The sequence below is a fragment of the Pseudomonas sp. 203-8 genome (assembly GCF_020708595.1).
Lineage (GTDB): Bacteria > Pseudomonadota > Gammaproteobacteria > Pseudomonadales > Pseudomonadaceae > Pseudomonas > Pseudomonas aeruginosa.
Map to the genome: position 1 here is coordinate 161,539 of NZ_JAJFDF010000003.1, position 16,044 is coordinate 177,582.

At 68.7% G+C, this 16,044-nt stretch carries 19 protein-coding genes; 8 read left to right on the plus strand and 11 right to left on the minus strand.

Features of this window, described 5'->3' with window-relative positions:
* Nucleotides 1-40: 40 nt before the first annotated feature.
* From LJF27_RS07505 to LJF27_RS07515, 3 genes are all read right to left on the minus strand, one after another.
* On the minus strand, nucleotides 41-883 hold the full coding sequence (locus LJF27_RS07505; RefSeq protein ID WP_003118651.1) for a FecR family protein: 843 nt from the start codon (nucleotides 881-883) through the stop codon (nucleotides 41-43).
* Nucleotides 880-1,404 (minus strand): RNA polymerase sigma factor, encoded by a 525-nt coding sequence (locus LJF27_RS07510; protein ID WP_003109590.1) that lies wholly within the window; start codon nucleotides 1,402-1,404, stop codon nucleotides 880-882. The genes LJF27_RS07505 and LJF27_RS07510 overlap by 4 nt, the downstream gene beginning before the upstream one ends.
* A gap of 228 nt (nucleotides 1,405-1,632) precedes the next feature.
* On the minus strand, nucleotides 1,633-1,956 hold the full coding sequence (locus tag LJF27_RS07515) for a hypothetical protein (protein ID WP_003082848.1): 324 nt from the start codon (nucleotides 1,954-1,956) through the stop codon (nucleotides 1,633-1,635).
* 412 nt (nucleotides 1,957-2,368) lie between these two features.
* Here LJF27_RS07515 and pmpM point away from each other — a divergent pair, with 412 nt between their 5' ends.
* Complete coding sequence (gene pmpM / locus LJF27_RS07520; RefSeq protein WP_003112388.1) at nucleotides 2,369-3,802, plus strand: proton-coupled multidrug efflux MATE transporter PmpM; 1,434 nt, start codon at nucleotides 2,369-2,371, stop codon at nucleotides 3,800-3,802.
* Here pmpM and rhtA read toward each other — a convergent pair.
* Complete coding sequence (gene rhtA, locus LJF27_RS07525) at nucleotides 3,785-4,678, minus strand: threonine/homoserine exporter RhtA (RefSeq protein WP_003086919.1); 894 nt, start codon at nucleotides 4,676-4,678, stop codon at nucleotides 3,785-3,787. The genes pmpM and rhtA overlap by 18 nt on opposite strands.
* Between rhtA and LJF27_RS07530 the strand changes: the two genes are divergently transcribed.
* Together LJF27_RS07530 and LJF27_RS07535 are read left to right on the plus strand one after the other, a co-directional pair.
* Complete coding sequence (locus tag LJF27_RS07530; RefSeq protein ID WP_003082844.1) at nucleotides 4,677-5,327, plus strand: helix-turn-helix domain-containing protein; 651 nt, start codon at nucleotides 4,677-4,679, stop codon at nucleotides 5,325-5,327. The genes rhtA and LJF27_RS07530 overlap by 2 nt on opposite strands.
* A 37-nt stretch (nucleotides 5,328-5,364) precedes the next feature.
* Entirely contained in the window at nucleotides 5,365-5,763 is a 399-nt protein-coding gene (locus tag LJF27_RS07535) for a VOC family protein (protein WP_003106807.1), read from the plus strand.
* 15 nt (nucleotides 5,764-5,778) lie between these two features.
* Here LJF27_RS07535 and LJF27_RS07540 read toward each other — a convergent pair whose 3' ends face one another.
* The 3 genes from LJF27_RS07540 to LJF27_RS07550 form a co-directional block, all read right to left on the minus strand.
* Nucleotides 5,779-6,255, minus strand: coding sequence for a YbaK/EbsC family protein (locus tag LJF27_RS07540; RefSeq protein ID WP_003086914.1), 477 nt, complete (start codon nucleotides 6,253-6,255; stop codon nucleotides 5,779-5,781).
* A gap of 68 nt (nucleotides 6,256-6,323) precedes the next feature.
* Entirely contained in the window at nucleotides 6,324-7,430 is a 1,107-nt protein-coding gene (locus LJF27_RS07545; RefSeq protein ID WP_003120473.1) for a WD40/YVTN/BNR-like repeat-containing protein, read from the minus strand.
* A gap of 20 nt (nucleotides 7,431-7,450) precedes the next feature.
* Entirely contained in the window at nucleotides 7,451-7,720 is a 270-nt protein-coding gene (locus LJF27_RS07550; RefSeq protein ID WP_003086912.1) for a MoaD/ThiS family protein, read from the minus strand.
* A 257-nt stretch (nucleotides 7,721-7,977) separates the two neighbouring features.
* On the opposite strand from LJF27_RS07550, the gene LJF27_RS07555 reads away from it, so the two are divergent.
* The 3 genes from LJF27_RS07555 to LJF27_RS07565 all read left to right on the plus strand — a co-directional run bounded on the left by LJF27_RS07555 (nucleotide 7,978) and on the right by LJF27_RS07565 (nucleotide 10,234).
* Nucleotides 7,978-8,403, plus strand: coding sequence for a YciI family protein (locus LJF27_RS07555; RefSeq protein ID WP_003086910.1), 426 nt, complete (start codon nucleotides 7,978-7,980; stop codon nucleotides 8,401-8,403).
* A 36-nt stretch (nucleotides 8,404-8,439) separates the two neighbouring features.
* Complete coding sequence (locus tag LJF27_RS07560; RefSeq protein WP_003082839.1) at nucleotides 8,440-8,853, plus strand: VOC family protein; 414 nt, start codon at nucleotides 8,440-8,442, stop codon at nucleotides 8,851-8,853.
* A 169-nt stretch (nucleotides 8,854-9,022) separates the two neighbouring features.
* Nucleotides 9,023-10,234, plus strand: a complete 1,212-nt coding sequence (locus tag LJF27_RS07565) for an MFS transporter (protein WP_016253673.1) — start codon at nucleotides 9,023-9,025, stop codon at nucleotides 10,232-10,234.
* Between the two features lie 7 nt (nucleotides 10,235-10,241).
* Here LJF27_RS07565 and LJF27_RS07570 read toward each other — a convergent pair whose 3' ends face one another.
* The 4 genes from LJF27_RS07570 to LJF27_RS07585 all read right to left on the minus strand — a co-directional run bounded on the left by LJF27_RS07570 (nucleotide 10,242) and on the right by LJF27_RS07585 (nucleotide 13,278).
* Nucleotides 10,242-11,465: an RNA polymerase sigma factor gene (locus LJF27_RS07570; RefSeq protein ID WP_003082803.1), complete on the minus strand. Its 1,224-nt coding sequence runs from the start codon at nucleotides 11,463-11,465 to the stop codon at nucleotides 10,242-10,244.
* A 17-nt stretch (nucleotides 11,466-11,482) separates the two neighbouring features.
* The gene (locus LJF27_RS07575; RefSeq protein ID WP_003159886.1) at nucleotides 11,483-12,232 is read right to left on the minus strand and encodes a DUF899 domain-containing protein; all 750 of its coding nucleotides are present in this window, start codon (nucleotides 12,230-12,232) and stop codon (nucleotides 11,483-11,485) included.
* A gap of 174 nt (nucleotides 12,233-12,406) precedes the next feature.
* On the minus strand, nucleotides 12,407-12,757 hold the full coding sequence (locus tag LJF27_RS07580) for a YciI family protein (protein ID WP_003082795.1): 351 nt from the start codon (nucleotides 12,755-12,757) through the stop codon (nucleotides 12,407-12,409).
* Between the two features lie 182 nt (nucleotides 12,758-12,939).
* Entirely contained in the window at nucleotides 12,940-13,278 is a 339-nt protein-coding gene (locus LJF27_RS07585) for a hypothetical protein (protein WP_003112384.1), read from the minus strand.
* A gap of 434 nt (nucleotides 13,279-13,712) precedes the next feature.
* Between LJF27_RS07585 and LJF27_RS07590 the strand changes: the two genes are divergently transcribed.
* Both LJF27_RS07590 and LJF27_RS07595 read left to right on the plus strand, forming a co-directional pair.
* A complete protein-coding gene (locus LJF27_RS07590; RefSeq protein WP_003082787.1) occupies nucleotides 13,713-14,405 on the plus strand; it encodes a helix-turn-helix transcriptional regulator in 693 nt (230 codons plus the stop codon).
* A gap of 65 nt (nucleotides 14,406-14,470) precedes the next feature.
* Nucleotides 14,471-16,036 carry an aminotransferase class I/II-fold pyridoxal phosphate-dependent enzyme gene (locus LJF27_RS07595; protein ID WP_017002034.1) on the plus strand — a complete coding sequence of 522 codons (1,566 nt, stop codon included), beginning with the start codon at nucleotides 14,471-14,473 and terminating at the stop codon, nucleotides 16,034-16,036.
* Nucleotides 16,037-16,044 lie beyond the last annotated feature (8 nt).

A 16,044-nucleotide genomic window follows, 5' to 3' on the forward strand; every position in this document is an offset into this window, starting at 1 on the left:
GCCGCCACGGCGCGCGGGAAACCCTACCTGCGTCCGAGAATTATTTTCGCGTCGATTTGCGTTGGATCTCGACGCTGCCGTCCTCCTGCCGCGACACGGCCACGGGAAGGATGCTCGGCAGCAGGTCGAGCAGCCGGTCGGCGTTGTGCGCGGCGAAGACGCCGGTCAGCCGGAGGGAGGCCAGGCTGGGGTCGTCCAGGAGAATGGGCGCCTTGCGATAATGGCGCAGCAGCGCGACGGCTTCGCCCAGGGGCGTGCGCTCGAAGACCAGGCGGTCGTCTTTCCAGGCCATCGCCGTGGCGGCATCGACCTTGGCCAGCGGCATCAGTTGCCCGCCAATGGCATCGACCTGCTGGCCCGGCAGGAGCACGACTGGCGCTTGCGCCGTAGCCGAGGTGCCGACCTCCACCCGGCCACGCTCCAGGGTCACGCGGACATCGTCGTCCAGGCGGCGCACGTTGAACCGGGTGCCGAGCACGCGGATGTCGGTCGAACCCACGGACACCACGAAGCGCCGATAGCGCGCCGGGGATACCTCGAAAAGCACCTGCCCCGCGCGCAACGCGACCCGGCGGCTGAGCGGGTGCCAACTGACCTCGATCTGGCTGCCACTGTCGAGCAGGAGCTGGCTGCCGTCGGCCAGGGTCACGTCGCGCCGCTCACCGATGGCGGTGGCGAAGCGCTCGCGCTTGTAGGCCGGGTCCAGCCAGGCCAGGGCGCCGATGGCCAGCGCCAGCAATAGCGCGACGCCGGCCGCCTTGCTTGCCTTGCGCGATTTCGGCCGGGAGGGCGGCAGCGGGAACAGGTCCTTCAGCGCGTCGCGATGGCGCTCCAGGGCGTCGTCCAGCGGAACCTGCCCATTCCGTTTCGAGGGCTGGGTCATGGCCGTGCCTCGCCGCGGCCGAGCCGTTCCCGGCAGGCCGCCAGTCCGAGGCGCAGGTGCTTTTCCACGGTCTTGACGGAGATGCCGAGCCGGTCGGCGACTTGCGCCTGGGGAATTTCGTGGATCTTGTGCATGACGAAAACGGCCTGGCAGCGAGGAGGAAGCGTGGCGATGGCGTCGACCAGTGCCTGGAACTCGCGCTCGGCCTCATGGCGACCCATGGGCGTCGCCGCCATGCAGGCGACTTCCGGAAGCTCGGCGACGGCTTCTACCCAGGCGGTTCGACGACGGTCGCTACGATAGCGGCTCACGGCGGTGTCGTGGGAGATTTTCCGCAGCAGGGCCAGGGGCGTGTGCACGTCCTCCTTCTCGTCGCGTTCGAGCAACTGCACGCACACGTCGTGCACCACTTCGCGCGCCATGCCCCGGTCGCCGAAGCGCCGGCGAACATGGTCGACCAGTTCCTCGTAGTGACGAACCAGTGTGGACAACAGCGTCGGCTTGGCGGGATCGAACGGCACGATGCACCCAGGAAAGGAGCCTGGCTCCGAAGAATGGGGGTCGAGTGTAAATGAGAAACAGTCGCAGATGAAAGACCGGTCATCGTCAGGGATTGCCTGGGTTGGCGTGCGTAGCGGGCAGGTGGCTTTCGCCCGACCGCGCAACTGCCGAGCCAGGGCGGAGAGGGATCCCCTTTTCGCCCCGCTACTCAACCCCCCGGCCTTGCCGGGGGGCACCGCCTCCGTCGGTTATCGGTGTCTGCGTGCGTATTCCGCCTCGAACAGCGACAGGGCGTCGCTGAGCAACGACAGCAGGGAACCGGTGATGCGGCAGATGCTTTCACCGGGCTCTTCGGTTTCGTCGAGCAGGTCGAGGACGCTCAGCGTTCCGATCGCCGACTCCAGCCGGCGGCGGGCGGTGTCGAACAGGTCTTCGCTGGCTGCGCTGCTGTCCAGGTAGAGGGTGGCGCAACCGGGGTGCTGGTTGCATTGCGAGGTGCGTCGCAGGGGGATGAAGGTGGAAGGGGACTGTGCGGTTATTGCGGGATTCGACGTATCATCGGCCTTAGCCATGGGTCAGCTCCTTGATTAGCTGGTCTCTGGTTAGCGGGTCGTAGGTGTTCCTGCACCTGCGGCCCGCGTCTTTTCTGCCCCCAAGAAAACAGATGGACTTGGCGACCCCTCCATCTTCCTCCTACTGGTTTTTTATCCAATTCCTGGGCGTCTGAGAGAGGCTGCGGAAAAGTCTGGGGGAGATGTCCGGCGTTTCCAGGGCATGTCATCCGCCGCTGTCACGGGTATCCGGCGGATAACCGCCAGGCGGTTATTCGCCCTACGGGGTCGGGCCTCAAGCGGGCAGCGCGGGGTCGTTTGTCTGCGCGTAGCGCGGTGGGGGGCTGGGCAACCGGCACGACCCTGCTGACCCTTCCTGACCACCCCGTCAACCCGTAAACTACGCGGTTCCCCTGCCCAGACAAGGACTGCCGTGAACAGCCCCGCCCTGCCCCTTTCCCGTGGCTTGCGCATCCGCGCCGAACTCAAGGAACTGCTGACCCTCGCCGCGCCGATCATGATCGCGCAACTGGCGACCACCGCCATGGGCTTCGTCGATGCGGTGATGGCCGGGCGCGCCAGTCCGCACGACCTGGCAGCGGTGGCGCTGGGCAACTCGATCTGGATCCCGATGTTCCTGCTGATGACCGGCACCCTGCTCGCCACCACGGCCAAGGTCGCCCAGCGCCATGGCGCCGGCGACCAGCCCGGCACCGGGCCGCTGGTGCGCCAGGCGCTGTGGCTGGCGCTGCTGATCGGACCGCTGTCGGGGGCGGTGCTGTGGTGGTTGTCGGAGCCGATCCTCGGCTTGATGAAAGTGCGCCCGGAACTGATCGGGCCGAGCCTGCTGTACCTCAAGGGCATCGCCCTGGGCTTCCCGGCGGCGGCGCTGTACCACGTACTGCGCTGCTACACCAACGGCCTGGGACGGACCCGGCCGAGCATGGTGCTGGGGATCGGCGGGCTGCTGCTGAACATCCCGATCAACTACGCGCTGATCTACGGCCACTTCGGCATGCCGAAGATGGGTGGCCCCGGCTGCGGCTGGGCCACCGGCTCGGTGATGTGGTTCATGTTCCTCGGCATGCTGTTCTGGGTGAACAAGGCCTCGATCTACCGCGCCAGCCAGTTGTTCTCGCGCTGGGAGTGGCCGGATCGCGCGACCATCGGCCCGCTGGTGGCGGTCGGCCTGCCGATCGGCATCGCGGTGTTCGCCGAGTCGAGCATCTTCTCGGTGATCGCCCTGCTGATCGGCGGGCTCGACGAGAACGTGGTGGCCGGCCACCAGATCGCCCTGAACTTCAGCGCGCTGGTGTTCATGATTCCCTATTCGCTGGGGATGGCGGTGACCGTGCGGGTCGGCCACAACCTCGGCGCCGGCCTGCCGCGCGACGCGCGCTTCGCCGCCGGCGTGGGGATGGCCGCGGCGCTGGGCTACGCCTGCGTCTCGGCGAGCCTGATGTTGTTGCTGCGCGAGCAGATCGCCGCGATGTATTCGCCGGACCCGGCGGTGATCGCCATCGCCGCCTCGCTGATCGTGTTCTCCGCGCTGTTCCAGTTCTCCGACGCCCTGCAGGTCACCGCCGCCGGGGCCCTGCGCGGCTACCAGGACACCCGGGTGACGATGATCATGACCCTGTTCGCCTACTGGGGCATCGGCCTGCCGGTGGGCTACAGCCTCGGCCTCACCGACTGGTTCCAGGAACCCACCGGACCGCGCGGCCTGTGGCAAGGCCTGGTGGTGGGCCTGACCGGCGCGGCGATCATGCTCTGCATCCGCCTGGCGCGCAGCGCGCGGCGCTTCATCCGCCAGCACGAGCGCCTGCAGCGGGAGGACGCGGAGGCCGCCTCAGTCCTTGGCCGGTAGCGCCGGGGCGGCGCCACGCGACTTGACGCTGAGGGTAGTGCCGACCGAGGCGAGGATGATCGCGCCGATGGCCAGCCATTGGGTCGGGCTCAGCCGCTCGCCGAGGAACAGCAGCCCGGAGAGCGCGCCGAAGGCCGGCTCGATGCTCATCAGGGTGCCGAAGGTGCGCGCCGGCAGGCGGGTCAGCGCGACCATTTCCAGGGTGTAGGGCAAGGCCGTGGAGAGCACCGCGACGCCCAGCGCCAACGGGATCAGCGCCGGGTCGAGGAGGTCGGCGCCGGCGTGGGCGACGCCGATCGGCACAACCAGGATCGCCGCCACCAGCACCCCCAGCGCGGCGCCCTGGGCGCCATGGTCGGCGCCGGCGCGCTGGCCGAAGAGGATGTACAGCGCCCAGCACACGCCGGCACCGAGGGCATAGGCGGCGCCGACCAGGTCGAGCGGCTCGGCGCTGTTGCCCAGCGGCAGCAACAGCCAGATGCCGAACACCGCCAGGCCGATCCAGAGGAAGTCCAGCAGGCGCCGCGAGGAGAGGATCGCCACCAGCAGCGGCCCGGTGAACTCCAGGGCCACCGCGATGCCCAGCGGCACGGTGCGCACCGAGAGATAGAACAGCAGGTTCATGCCGCCCAGGGCGATGCCGTAGACCACCACCGAGCGCAGCGATTGCAGGCTCAGGCGCTTGCGCCAGGGACGCAGGAGCAGCAGCAGGATCAGCGCGGCGAAGAACAGCCTTAGGGCCGTGGTCCCCTGGGCGCCGACCAGGGGGAACATGCTTTTCGCCAGGGAGGCGCCGCTCTGGATCGAGGCCATGGCGATCAATAGCAGGCCGACCGGCAACAGCGTTCCGGCGAGGCCGCGGGAGGTGGAGGTCATGGAAGAGGTCCGGCAGTGGGAAGCAGCCCGATGGACTGCGGGAAACGGGATGTGCACTATAATGCGCAAAACCGCGACAGTGAGCAATATATTGCCCAACCCTACCGAACGCCCCAGCGTCCTCGAACATGTCTCCGGCAACGTCCGCCGCCTGCGCCTGCAAGCCGGCCTCAGCCAGGAAGCGCTGGCCCGCGCGGCCAGTGTCAGCCGGCGGATGCTGGTGGGCATCGAGAGCGGCGACGTCAATGTCAGCCTGTCGACCCTCGACCGTATCGCCGCCGCCCTCGGCGTGCTGTTCCCCGACCTGGTCCAGGCACCGGCCACCGACCGCTCGCGGATCAATGCGGTGGCCTGGGTCGGCCACCACCCCGAGAGCCGCGCCACCCTCCTCGCCAGCGCACCGGCGCGGCGCGAGGTGGAACTCTGGGCCTGGTCGCTGGGACCGGGCGAGCGCTACGTATCGGAACCCGACGCCGCCGGCTGGCGGGAGATGGTTCTGGTCATCGAAGGTCGCCTGCGCCTGGAACTGGCCGACGGCGAACGGCGCATCGAGGCCGGCGACTTCCATGCCTTCGCCAGCGACCAGCCGTACGCCTACGTCAACGACGGCGACGAGGTGGTGCGTTTCACCCGCAACGTGGTGAGCTAGGCTCTAGCCTCGAGCCAGCCTTCCAGAGGAGACCGCGATGAGCGCACGCGTACGACCCTTCCTGATGTTCCAGGGGGTCCAGGCCGAGGCGGCCATGAACTTCTACCTGTCGCTGTTCGACGACGCCGAGATCCTCCAGATCCAGCGCTACGGCGCCGAGGGGCCGGGCCCGGAGGGCTCGGTGCTGAAGGCGCTGTTCCGCCTCGGCGACCAGAGCGTGCATTGCATCGACAGCCATGTGCGGCACGCCTTCGATTTCACCCCGGCGTTCTCCTTCTTCGTCGACTGCGAGAGCAACGCGCAGATCGAGCGCCTGGCCGAGGCCCTGAGCGACGGCGGCAAGGCCCTGATGCCGCTCGGCGACTACGGCTTCAGCCAGCGTTTCGCCTGGCTGGCCGACCGCTTCGGGGTGTCCTGGCAGCTCAATCTGGCCTGAGCCCGGCAGTTGCCGTCAGGCTTCCTGGAGGACTTCCTGGCACACATCGACCCACTGCGCATCCACCAGCTCGGCCATCCGTTGCGGGGCGATGCGGACCGCGCTGTGCACCGCCCCGGCGGCCGGCAGCACTTCGTCGAAGGCTTGCAGCGAGACGTCGCAGTACACCGCCAGCGGCGTCGCCAGGCCGAACGGGCAGACTCCGCCGACCGGGTGCCCGGTCAGCTCGACCACGTCCTCGGCGCCGAGCATCTTCGCCTTGCCGCCGAAGGCGGCCTTGATCTTGCGGTTGTCCAGCCGCGCGTCGCCGCGCGCCACTACCAGTACGGTGCGCTCGCCGACCCGCAGCGACAGGGTCTTGGCGATCCGCCCCGGCTCCACGCCATGGGCCTCGGCGGCCAGGGCGACGGTGGCGGTGCTGGTTTCCAGCTCGATGATGCGCAGGTCCGGGGCTTTCTCGGCGAAGAACCGCCGGACGGATTCGAGGCTCATGGGGTGGGCTCCTTGGCGAAAACCCACGAACTTATGCAAGCGCGCCGAGGCTGTCCAGCGCCGCGCGCTCAGGCGAAGCGCACGCAGTAGATCGGCGGCAGGTTGGCGGAGAGCTGCTGCCAGTCCTCCCCGCCGTTCTCGCTGAGCCACAGGCCGCCGGTGGTCGAGCCCATGGCCAGGCGCTCGCCGCTGGGGTCGATGTCCAGGCCGTGGCGGTAGACCAGGTCGTAGGCCGGGCCATCGGGCAGGCCGCGCTCGAGGGTCTCGAAGCTGTGGCCACCGTCGCGGGTGCGGGTGACCACGAAACGGGCGTCCCTGGGAATGCGGCATTCGTCCTTGGTCGCCGGGACGAACCAGGCCGTGTCCGGCTGCCGCGGATGCACGGCGACGGCGAAGCCGAAGCTGGACGGCTCGGCGACCACGCCCTGCCAATGCAGGCCGCCGTCGCGGGAACGGAAGATGCCGTTGTGGTGCTGCACCCAGAGGAACTCCGGGCGCGCCTGGCACTGCACCAGGCGGTGCGGGTCCTGGATCGCCGCCTCCTCGCTCTGCTCCGGCGGCATGTAGTCGGCGCGCATGCCTCTGGTGGTGCAGGTCCAGCTGCGGCCGTCGTCGTGGCTCTGCCAGACGCCGCCGCAAGACACCGCGACGGTGAGGTGGCGACTGTCGCGTGGGTCGACGCAGATGGAATGGATGCCGGGATGGTCGTAGCCGCCGCCGAACCATTGGGCGCGCTCGGGTCGTTCCCAGAGTTCGCGGTTGAGGCGCCAGCTGGCGCCACGGTCGTCGGAGCGGAACAGGCCGCCGGGGATGGTCCCGGCCCACAGCGTGCCGGGCCGGTCGGCGCCACCTGGCTCGAGGATCCACAACTGCTGTAGCGACCAGGGTGGCTCCGCCGCCTGGCCTTCCAGCGGTTCGGCCGCTGGCGGCTGCGGCGGATAGACCGGCACCGCGCATTCCATCCAGTCCGTCGCGCCGGCGTCGCGACGCCACAGCTTGACGCCGAAATGGCCGAGGTTCAGCGCCGCGTAGAGCGCGCCGTCGCGCGGGTCGGCGAGGAGCATGCTCAGCGGCTCGCCGAGGAAGTGGCTGGCCATCGGCAGCCACTGGCCCGCCGCGTTGCGCCGCAGCTCGAACAGGCCCTTGCGGGTGCCGACATAGAGTCGCTCGCTCACCGGATGTCCTCCTCTGTTGGTCAACCGCCGCTCAGCGCCTGCACCACGTAGATCTCGCTATCGTCTTGGAGCGGATCGCCCAATCCCCGGCGATCGCGGACCTGCACGCCATCGACGAACAGCGCCACATGCCGGCGCAGACTGCCCTGGTCGTCGAGCAGGTAGCCGCGCAAGCGCGGCTCGCGGGCGAAGGCCGCCTGCAAGGCGGCGGCGACGGTGGCGGCGCCGACGTCCAGCGCGGGCATGGCGACATGCCGCTGGATGGCCGGGGCGAAGACGATACGGGGCATGCCGAGGCTCGCGGAAATGGTTCTGCTGGAACAGTGTAGAAGCCCTGCAGGCCACGGCTGGCGCGGCCCGCCCAGCGGTCGGCACACTCCGCAGCGACGCTCGTCGGCCATCCCGGCCGCTCGGCGCGGGCCTCCTATACTGCCCCGGCCAGCGAAAAAACCGCCGTCGCCTGTCGATCCGCCGGCCCGCCGTTCGACCAGTTCGGGAGGCGGGCCAGAACGGGCCGTCATTGCGCAGAACAACAAGGAGAACGCAGATGAGATTCATGGTGATCGTCAAGGCCACCCAGGCTTCCGAAGCCGGCGAGATGCCCAGCGAGGAACTGCTCGCGGCGATGGGCCGCTACAACGAGGAACTGGTCAAGGCCGGGGTGATGCTCGCCGGCGAAGGGCTACAGCCCAGCGCCAAGGGCGCCCGGGTGCGTTTCTCCGGCAACGCGCGGACGGTGATCGACGGCCCCTTCGCCGAGACCCGCGAGCTGATCGCCGGTTTCTGGATGTTCCAGGTGGCCTCCCTGGAAGAGGCCATCGAGTGGGTCAAGCGATGCCCGAACCCATTCGACGGCGAATCCGAGATCGAGATCCGCCAGGTCTTCGAGGCCGAGGACTTCGGCGAGGAGTTCACCCCGGAACTGCGCGAGCGCGAGGAGCGTCTGCGCGCCGAGCTGGAAAAACGCAACTGAACCGCCCCGCACTCCGCCAAGAACGAGGAAAGCGCCATGCAAATCGTCCCCTACCTGATCTTCAACGGTAATTGCCGGGAGGCCTTCAGCTGCTACCACCAGCACCTGGGCGGCACGCTGGAGGCCATGCTGCCGTTCGGCGACAGCCCCGAGTGCGGCGACATCCCGGCCGACTGGAAGGACAAGATCATGCACGCACGGCTGGTGGTCGGCAGCTTCGCCCTGATGGCCTCGGACAATCACCCGGCCTATCCCTACGAAGGCATCAAGGGCTGTTCCATCAGCCTTAACGTCGACAGCAAGGCCGAGGCCGAGCGCCTGTTCAACGCCCTCGCCGAGGGCGGCTCGGTCCAGATGCCGCTGGGCCCGACCTTCTGGGCGGCGAGCTTCGGCATGTTCACCGACCGCTTCGGCGTGGCCTGGATGGTCAACTGCGAGCAGGACCGGTAGCGTCCGCTACGCGGGCCCGCCGCCAGGTGAATCGGCGGCGGGCCCGCGTTCCACTGTGCGCGAGTCGCGATCGATAGACGCACTGCTGCGATAATTTAGGTTGCATTTTAAAACCAAAATTCCTAGCCTCCGCTTTAGTTTCATATTGAAACCTTACGGAGCGCTTCGCATGCCATCCTCGCCATCCTCCCTCCCCTCCGCGCTGGTGCTGCTGTTCGCCGTCGCCTGCGGTCTCAGCGTGGCCAACGTCTATTACGCCCAGCCGCTGCTGGACGTTCTCGGTGCCGAGTTCGCCATCGGCCAGGCCGGGGTCGGCCTGCTGTTCGGCGCGACCCAGGCCGGTTGCGCCCTGGCGCTGCTGCTGGTGGTGCCGCTGGGCGACCTGCTGGAGCGGCGCCGGCTGATGTTCGTCCAGCTCCTGCTGCTGGTGCTGTCGCTGCTGCTGGTGGGCTTCGCCGGCGATACCCTCGGCCTGGCGCTGGGGCTGCTCGGACTGGGCCTGCTCGGCACCGCCATGACCCAGGGACTGCTGGCCTACGCCGCGGCGCTGGCGGCGCCTGGCGAGCGCGGGCGGGTGGTCGGCGCGGCGCAGGGCGGCGTGGTGATCGGCCTGCTGCTGGCGCGCAGCCTGGCCGGGCTGCTCGCCGACCTCGGCGGCTGGCGCAGCGTCTACCTGGTCTCGGCAGCGAGCATGGGCGGGCTCGGCCTGCTGCTCTGGCGGGTACTGCCGGCGGCGCCGAGCAACGAACTGGGGCTGACCTACCGGCAACTGCTCGGCTCGATGTTCGGCCTGCTGGCGAGCCAGCGCGTGCTGCAGGTGCGCGGCCTGCTCGGGCTGCTGATGTTCGCCGCCTTCGGGGTGTTCTGGAGCAGCCTGGTATTGCTGCTCGGCGCGCCGCCGCATTCGCTGTCGCACAGCGCCATCGGCGCCTTCGGCCTGGTCGGCGCGCTCGGCGCGCTGGGCGCGGCGCGGGCCGGCAGCCTGGCCGATCGCGGCCACGCCCAGGCGCTCAGCGGCGGCGCCCTGCTGCTGTTGCTGCTGTCCTGGCTGCCGCTCGCCCTCGGCGCGCATTCGCTGGCGGCGCTGATTCTCGGCGTGCTGCTGCTCGATCTCGCCGGCCAGGCGATCCATGTGCTCAACCAGAGCCTGGTCTTCGCCATCGACCCGCGCGCCCACAGCCGCCTGGTGGGTTGCTACATGCTGTTCTACGCCGCCGGCAGCGGCCTCGGCGCCAGCGCCGGCACCGCCATGTACGCCTGGGCCGGCTGGGACGCGGTGAGCCTGCTCGGCGCGGCGATCAGCCTGGCGGCCCTGGCGTTCTGGTGGTTCACCCGTGGCGTTGGCGGCGAAGCGCGTACGGCCTGCGCCAACGGCGCCTGAGCCGGCTTCAATCGAGTTCGCGCAGGCGCTGCTCGATGAAGCGCCGCTCCGGCTCCTGGCGCGCCAGGGCCAGCGCCGCGCGGTAGGCCTCGCGGGCCTCGCGGCGGCGACCGAGACGGCGGCAGAAGTCGGCACGCGCCGAGTGCGCCAGGTGGTAATCGGCCAGTTCACCTCGCGCCAGCAACGCATCGACCACGGCCAGCCCGACCTCGACGCCATCGCGCATGGCCAAGGCCACGGCGCGGTTGAGTTCGACCACCGGCGACGGCGCCAGGTACAGCAGCGCGTCGTAGAGGGCGACGATCCGTGCCCAGTCGGTGTCCTCGGCGCGCGGCGCCTGGGCATGCACCGCAACGATCGCCGCCTGCAGGGTGTAGGGCCCGACGCGGCGGCTGGCCAGGGCCCGCTCGACCAGGCCGAGCCCCTCGACGATCAGTCCACGATCCCACAGAGCGCGGTCCTGCTCGTCGAGCCGCACCAGTTCGCCGCTGGCCGAGATCCGCGCCTGGCGCCGCGAGTCGTGCAGCAACATCAGGGCGAGCAGGCCGAGGGCCTCGGGGTCGGGCAGCAGCTCGACCAGCAGGCGGCCGACGCGGATCGCCTCGCCGCTGAGATCGGCGCGGGTCAGGCTGGCGCCGGTGGAGGCCGAGTAGCCCTCGTTGAACACCAGGTAGATCACTTGCAGGACGTTGCCCAGCCGCTCGGGGAGTTCCTCCAGGGTCGGTACCTGGTAGGGAATCCGGGCCTCGCGGATCTTGTTCTTGGCCCGCACGATGCGTTGGGCGATGGCGCTGGGCGCGGCGAGGAAGGCGCGGGCGATCTCCTCGGTGCGCAGGTCGCAGACCTCGCGCAGGGTCAGCGCCACCTGTGCCTCGGGGGTCAGCGCCGGGTGGCAGCAGGTGAAGATCAGGCGTAGCCGGTCGTCTTCCACCGCATCGCCCTCCTCCGCCGGCGCCTCGGCCTGCTCTTCCAGTTGCTCGGCGAGCAGTCGCTGCGAGGCGTCGAAACGCGCTCGCCGGCGCAGGTTGTCGATGGCCTTGAAGCGCCCAGCGGAAACCAGCCAGGCGCGCGGGTTGCGCGGGATACCGTCGCGCGGCCACTGCTCGACGGCGGCGATGAAGGCGTCGTGCAAGGCCTCCTCGGCCAGCTCGAAATCGCCGAGCAGGCGGATAAGGGTCGCCAGCACGCGCCGCGACTCCTCGCGGTACAGCGCCTCGATGCGGCTGCGCAACGGCTCGCCGTGCTCCCTCAATGGCTGGCCTGCGCATGGCAGCAGGCGCTTTTCGGCGCCTCGTCGTAGCGGTCGTGGTGACGCAGCCAGTCCATGATCGCGTCCTCGTTGCGCCCCCTGGGCGTCAGGTCGAGGAAGTTGTAGGTGGTGAGCAGGATGTCGAGGCCGCGCGCATAGGCCGAATAGGTGTGGAACACCTCGCCCGCCGGATTGCGCAGGAACACGCTGGCACCCGGCATTTCCTCGCCGGCGTCGGGGGTCGGCTGGTAGTTGTAGTCGACGCTGCCGGCGGCCAGTTGCGCCTTGTCGAAGGACACCCCGAAGTCACGGTTGAAATCGCTGCCGTACGAGGAGTACCAGTCGAAACGCCAGCCCATGCGCCGGCGGAACGCCTGGAACTCTTCCAGGGGCGCGCGCGATACCGCCACCAGGCTGACGTCGTGGTGCGCCAGGTGCCGGTTGGCGCCGTCGATGTGGTCGGCGAGGAACGAACAGCCGACGCAGCCTTCGCTCCAGCCCGGCGCGAACATGAAGTGGTAGACGATTAGCTGGCTATTGCCGCCGAACAACTCGGCCAGCGAACGCTCACCGCGCTCGCCCTGGAAGCGGTAGTCCTTGTCCACCCTGACCCAGGGCAGTTCGCGTCGTTCGGCGGCGACCTGGTCGCGCAGGCGGGTGAGTTGCTTTTCCCGCGCCAGCAGGCGGCGACGGGCGTCCAGCCATTGTTCCCGGTTGCTCACCGGGTGGTCCTGCAAAGAAGGATTCATTGCCGATTCTCCACGGAAATTCTCGGTTTTCCAGCCTGCCCGGGGTCGTTCCGCCAGCGGCGCCGGCGCCCGGTCGCCAGGGCGAAGCCGGCCAGCGAAGCGCCGCCGGCGCACACCAGGGACAGGGATGCGATGCACAGGGGGCACATGCTTCACCTCCGGCGCCGGGCGCCCTCACTCCCATTCCTTGACCGGTCGCACCTCGACGCAGCCGAGCCGTCCCGGCGGAATCTTCGCGGCGATCTGCAGGGCCTGGTTGAGGTCACGCGCCTCGATCAGGTAGAAGCCGCCGAGTTGCTCCTTGGTCTCGGCGAACGGCCCGTCGGTCATCGCCAGCCGCCCGCCCTGGTGGCGCAGGGTGGTGGCGGTCTGCACCGACTGCAGGGCGTGCGAGGCGATGTAGTGGCCGGCCTTGCCCAACTGGTCGGAGTAGGTCATGCACTCGTCGACGATGGCGGCAAGCTCCTCGGCCGGCACGGCGGCCAGCTTCGCTTCGTCGAAATAGATCAGGCAGAGGTATTTCATGGCGGTGGGCTCCTGGTGCGGATCGACGATCCGTTCGTTCGGTAGTCGCCCGGCGAGGGCGCCTTTCGACAGTGGCGGGGAAAAAAGCCCGCGGCGCGGACGAACGGTCGGCGCTCGCCGTGGAACGCCGCCGACCGCAGCACAAGCCTAGACCCGCCCGACCACCGGGCGCGGGCCGTCGGTCAGGGCTGACGCGGTGCGTAGGGATTCAGGCGGGGATCGCGCAGCGGGCTTTCCCGGGTCGGCCCGGGATCGTCCTGGCGCAGGCGGAGACTGCCGTTGCCGATCTTCAAGCCGTCCTTGGTCGTCGCCTCCCCGTCGGCGCTGGCCGCGTCGCTACCCGGCAGGTCCGGCTCGGCGGCCTCCGGTTGCGGCTGTGGCGCGCTGCCCATGGGCAACGGCGCGACCGGCGGCGCGGCGGGCAACGCTGCCGGCAGCTCGTCCGGCAGGGGCGCGGCGAGGGTCGGTTGGCCCAGGCCGGCGAGCACCATGGCCAGGAGCAGGAAAAGCACACGCGACATGACAAAGCCTCGATAGGCCTCGGGACTTCCACCATAGCCGCGCAACGGCCCCGGCGAGCGAAGTACGGACCGGTGGCATCGCGCATTGGAAAAAGGGAATTCCTGGAATTGTTCGATAGGACCCTGGCCACCTCCGTCAGCTGTCAATCGACTTTTCGAACAACGCGCCCGCCCCCTATTAGAACAGCGCAAAAAAACTCGATCAAAAGTACAGCCTGGGCATGAGGTCGCGGATATAACCTGAAATCGAATTGCGCCCCGGCGTAGTTGCTCCGGTAACACTTCGCAGACGCAGGAGTCGAACGCCACCGAAAAGAAGATAGCACTTGCCAGAGAAACTTCCGCAGGTCCCAACGAACATCCCGGCACGCACTCGCCTCGCCATCTTTCTTCCATTCAAAGACCCGCCCACATGTAAATGAGTGGAGTAGCCAATGACGCTATTGGATATCGAAAAGCTGCTGGACATGACTCACCACATGTCGGTGCACATTCCCATCGAACTGATCATTTCCTGGGAGCAGAGCGAAGAGGCCTGGAGTGTGAAAGACAACTGTCTCAACTTCGTCTATGTCAATCGTCGCTATACCGAACTGATCACCCCGCGGTTCGGCCAGAAGAACTCCCTGCTGTCCCCCTTCAGTGCCAGCATCGAAGAGCACGACAAGCTGGTCATCCAGACCGGCAAGCGCATCGAGGCCCTGGCGCTGCTCAGGCCGGACGACCATCCGGCGCCCTGCTGCCTGTACTTCGAGCGCATGCCGCTGTATGACCGGCGCGGCAACCGCACCGGGGTGATCGCCCATGCCAAGACCCTGACCTCGGTCGCCCCGCGCGGCTTCATCGCCACCGACGGCATCGGTACCTTCACCTTCACGCCCCCCTCGGAGTTGTTCACCTCGCGCGAATGGGACGTGATCTACCTGCTGCTTTCCGGTCTCTCGGAAAAAGAAATAGCCGAACAGATCAGCCGCTCCCTGAGTACCGTCAAGTTTCACAAGAGCAACATCTTCCAGAAGGTCGGTTGCAGTTGCATCGGCGCCTTCAAGGCACTCGCCCGGCAAAAGAAGTGGAACTTCTATATCCCGCCGACCTTCGCCAGCGCCAAGTACATCATCAATCACTAGTCGCGCCTCGCGAGAGCCTTCGGCGTGCCGGGCGACGCTTTTGCCGGCGAAACCGAGCGGTTCGAATGGACAAGGACAACAGCATGTCTCGAAACAATCCTTCGCGTCATTCAATACTCGTCACTTCCAACATAAACGCGGCCAATGATGCGAATCGTCTTTCCGAGCTTTGTCGACAACTGGAAATACGCGGCTATCGGCTCTTCCAGGCGCCAAGCCGCAAGGTCGCCCTGGATTTTCTCGGCAACGCCGCGCACCCCGCCGGCATCCTCCTGCTCGTCGCGGAGCCGACAGGCGAGAACGAAGCCGCACAATTGGCGGCGCTCGATGAACTCCGCCAGGTCGCGCCGTCCATCCCGCTGTTCCTGTTGTTTCGTCAACTGCGCATCGAGCAGTTGTCCAGCCAGCTACTGGACGAGGTCCAGGGATGCTTCAACCTGGCCGCCGGCCCCGCACGCTTCATCGCCGAGCGCATCGACAGCGACCTGCGCGAATGGCGCGCCCCGGCGGGCCCCAGGCGGCTGCGCGACTATGCCCCGCCGGTCCCGCGCACGCCGGTGAGCGCCCGCTACAACGGCCGCGCACGCCTCGACCTGGCGCCGGCCAAGCAGTGGCGGATCGGCTCGGGGAGCACCGCGGAGCGCCTGGCGACACCGCTGAACGACCTCTCCACGGCCTACCGCAAGACGTCCGCGGGAGCCCCGGCGGCGCACGCCGGCGACATCGCCGAGGCCTTTCGCCGGGCGCTCTGGGAAGCCGCCGCGCGGCTCGCCAGGGAGGATGGCGATACGTGGTTCTTCGAGATACTGCGGGGCAACCCGGGGCCTGGCATCGAGGCCGGCCGGGAGACGCCGGCGAAGCGCTGGCACGGGCTCGCCGAGACACTCGACAGCAGTCCTCGGCTGGACCCGCTGCGCGTCGCCCTGAGCGCCCCCGGCCTCGATTCGCGCGGTCGCCCGGCCAGCTTCGGAGTACCCGCCGCGGTGGTCTGCCGCTACCTGCGCCGGCACGGCATCGCCCCGTTGCGCACCGGCGACTATCGCTTCCTGCTGCTGTTTCCCCAGGGCGCCAGGGCGGAACACGCGCAGCCGCTGGTGGACAGGCTGTGCGAATTCAAACGCCGGCACGACGACGATGCGCCGCTGAAGCAGGTGTTGCCGGAGTTGCTCGACAGCTCGCCGCTGTACCGCTACATCGGCCTGCGCGAACTCTGCGCGATGATCCACGAAGCCAGCCTGCGGCTGCACCTGACCGCCCTCGCCGACGCCGCCGCCAGGACTGCCGGCCACGCCGCGCTGGCGCCGGCCACGGTCTATGGGCACCTGGTCAGGGACGAAACCGAAGCGGTGGCGATCGACAGGCTCGGCGGCCGTGTGGTCGCCAGCCTGGTCGGCGTCCATCCGGCGGCCACGCCGCTGCTATTGCCCGGCGAACGGGTGGCCGAGGAATCGCCGGCGCTGATCGACTACCTGCTGGCCTTGCAGGCCTTCGGCGAGCACTTTCCCGGTTTCGCTCCCGAGTTGCAGGGCATCGAGATCGATGAGCGCGGCCGCTACCGGGTCCGTTGCGTCAGGCCGGCCGCCCTCGCCCGCGGCTCCGGCCTGCGCCTGGCCACGCGCCGGCCGGACTGAGGCGCGCC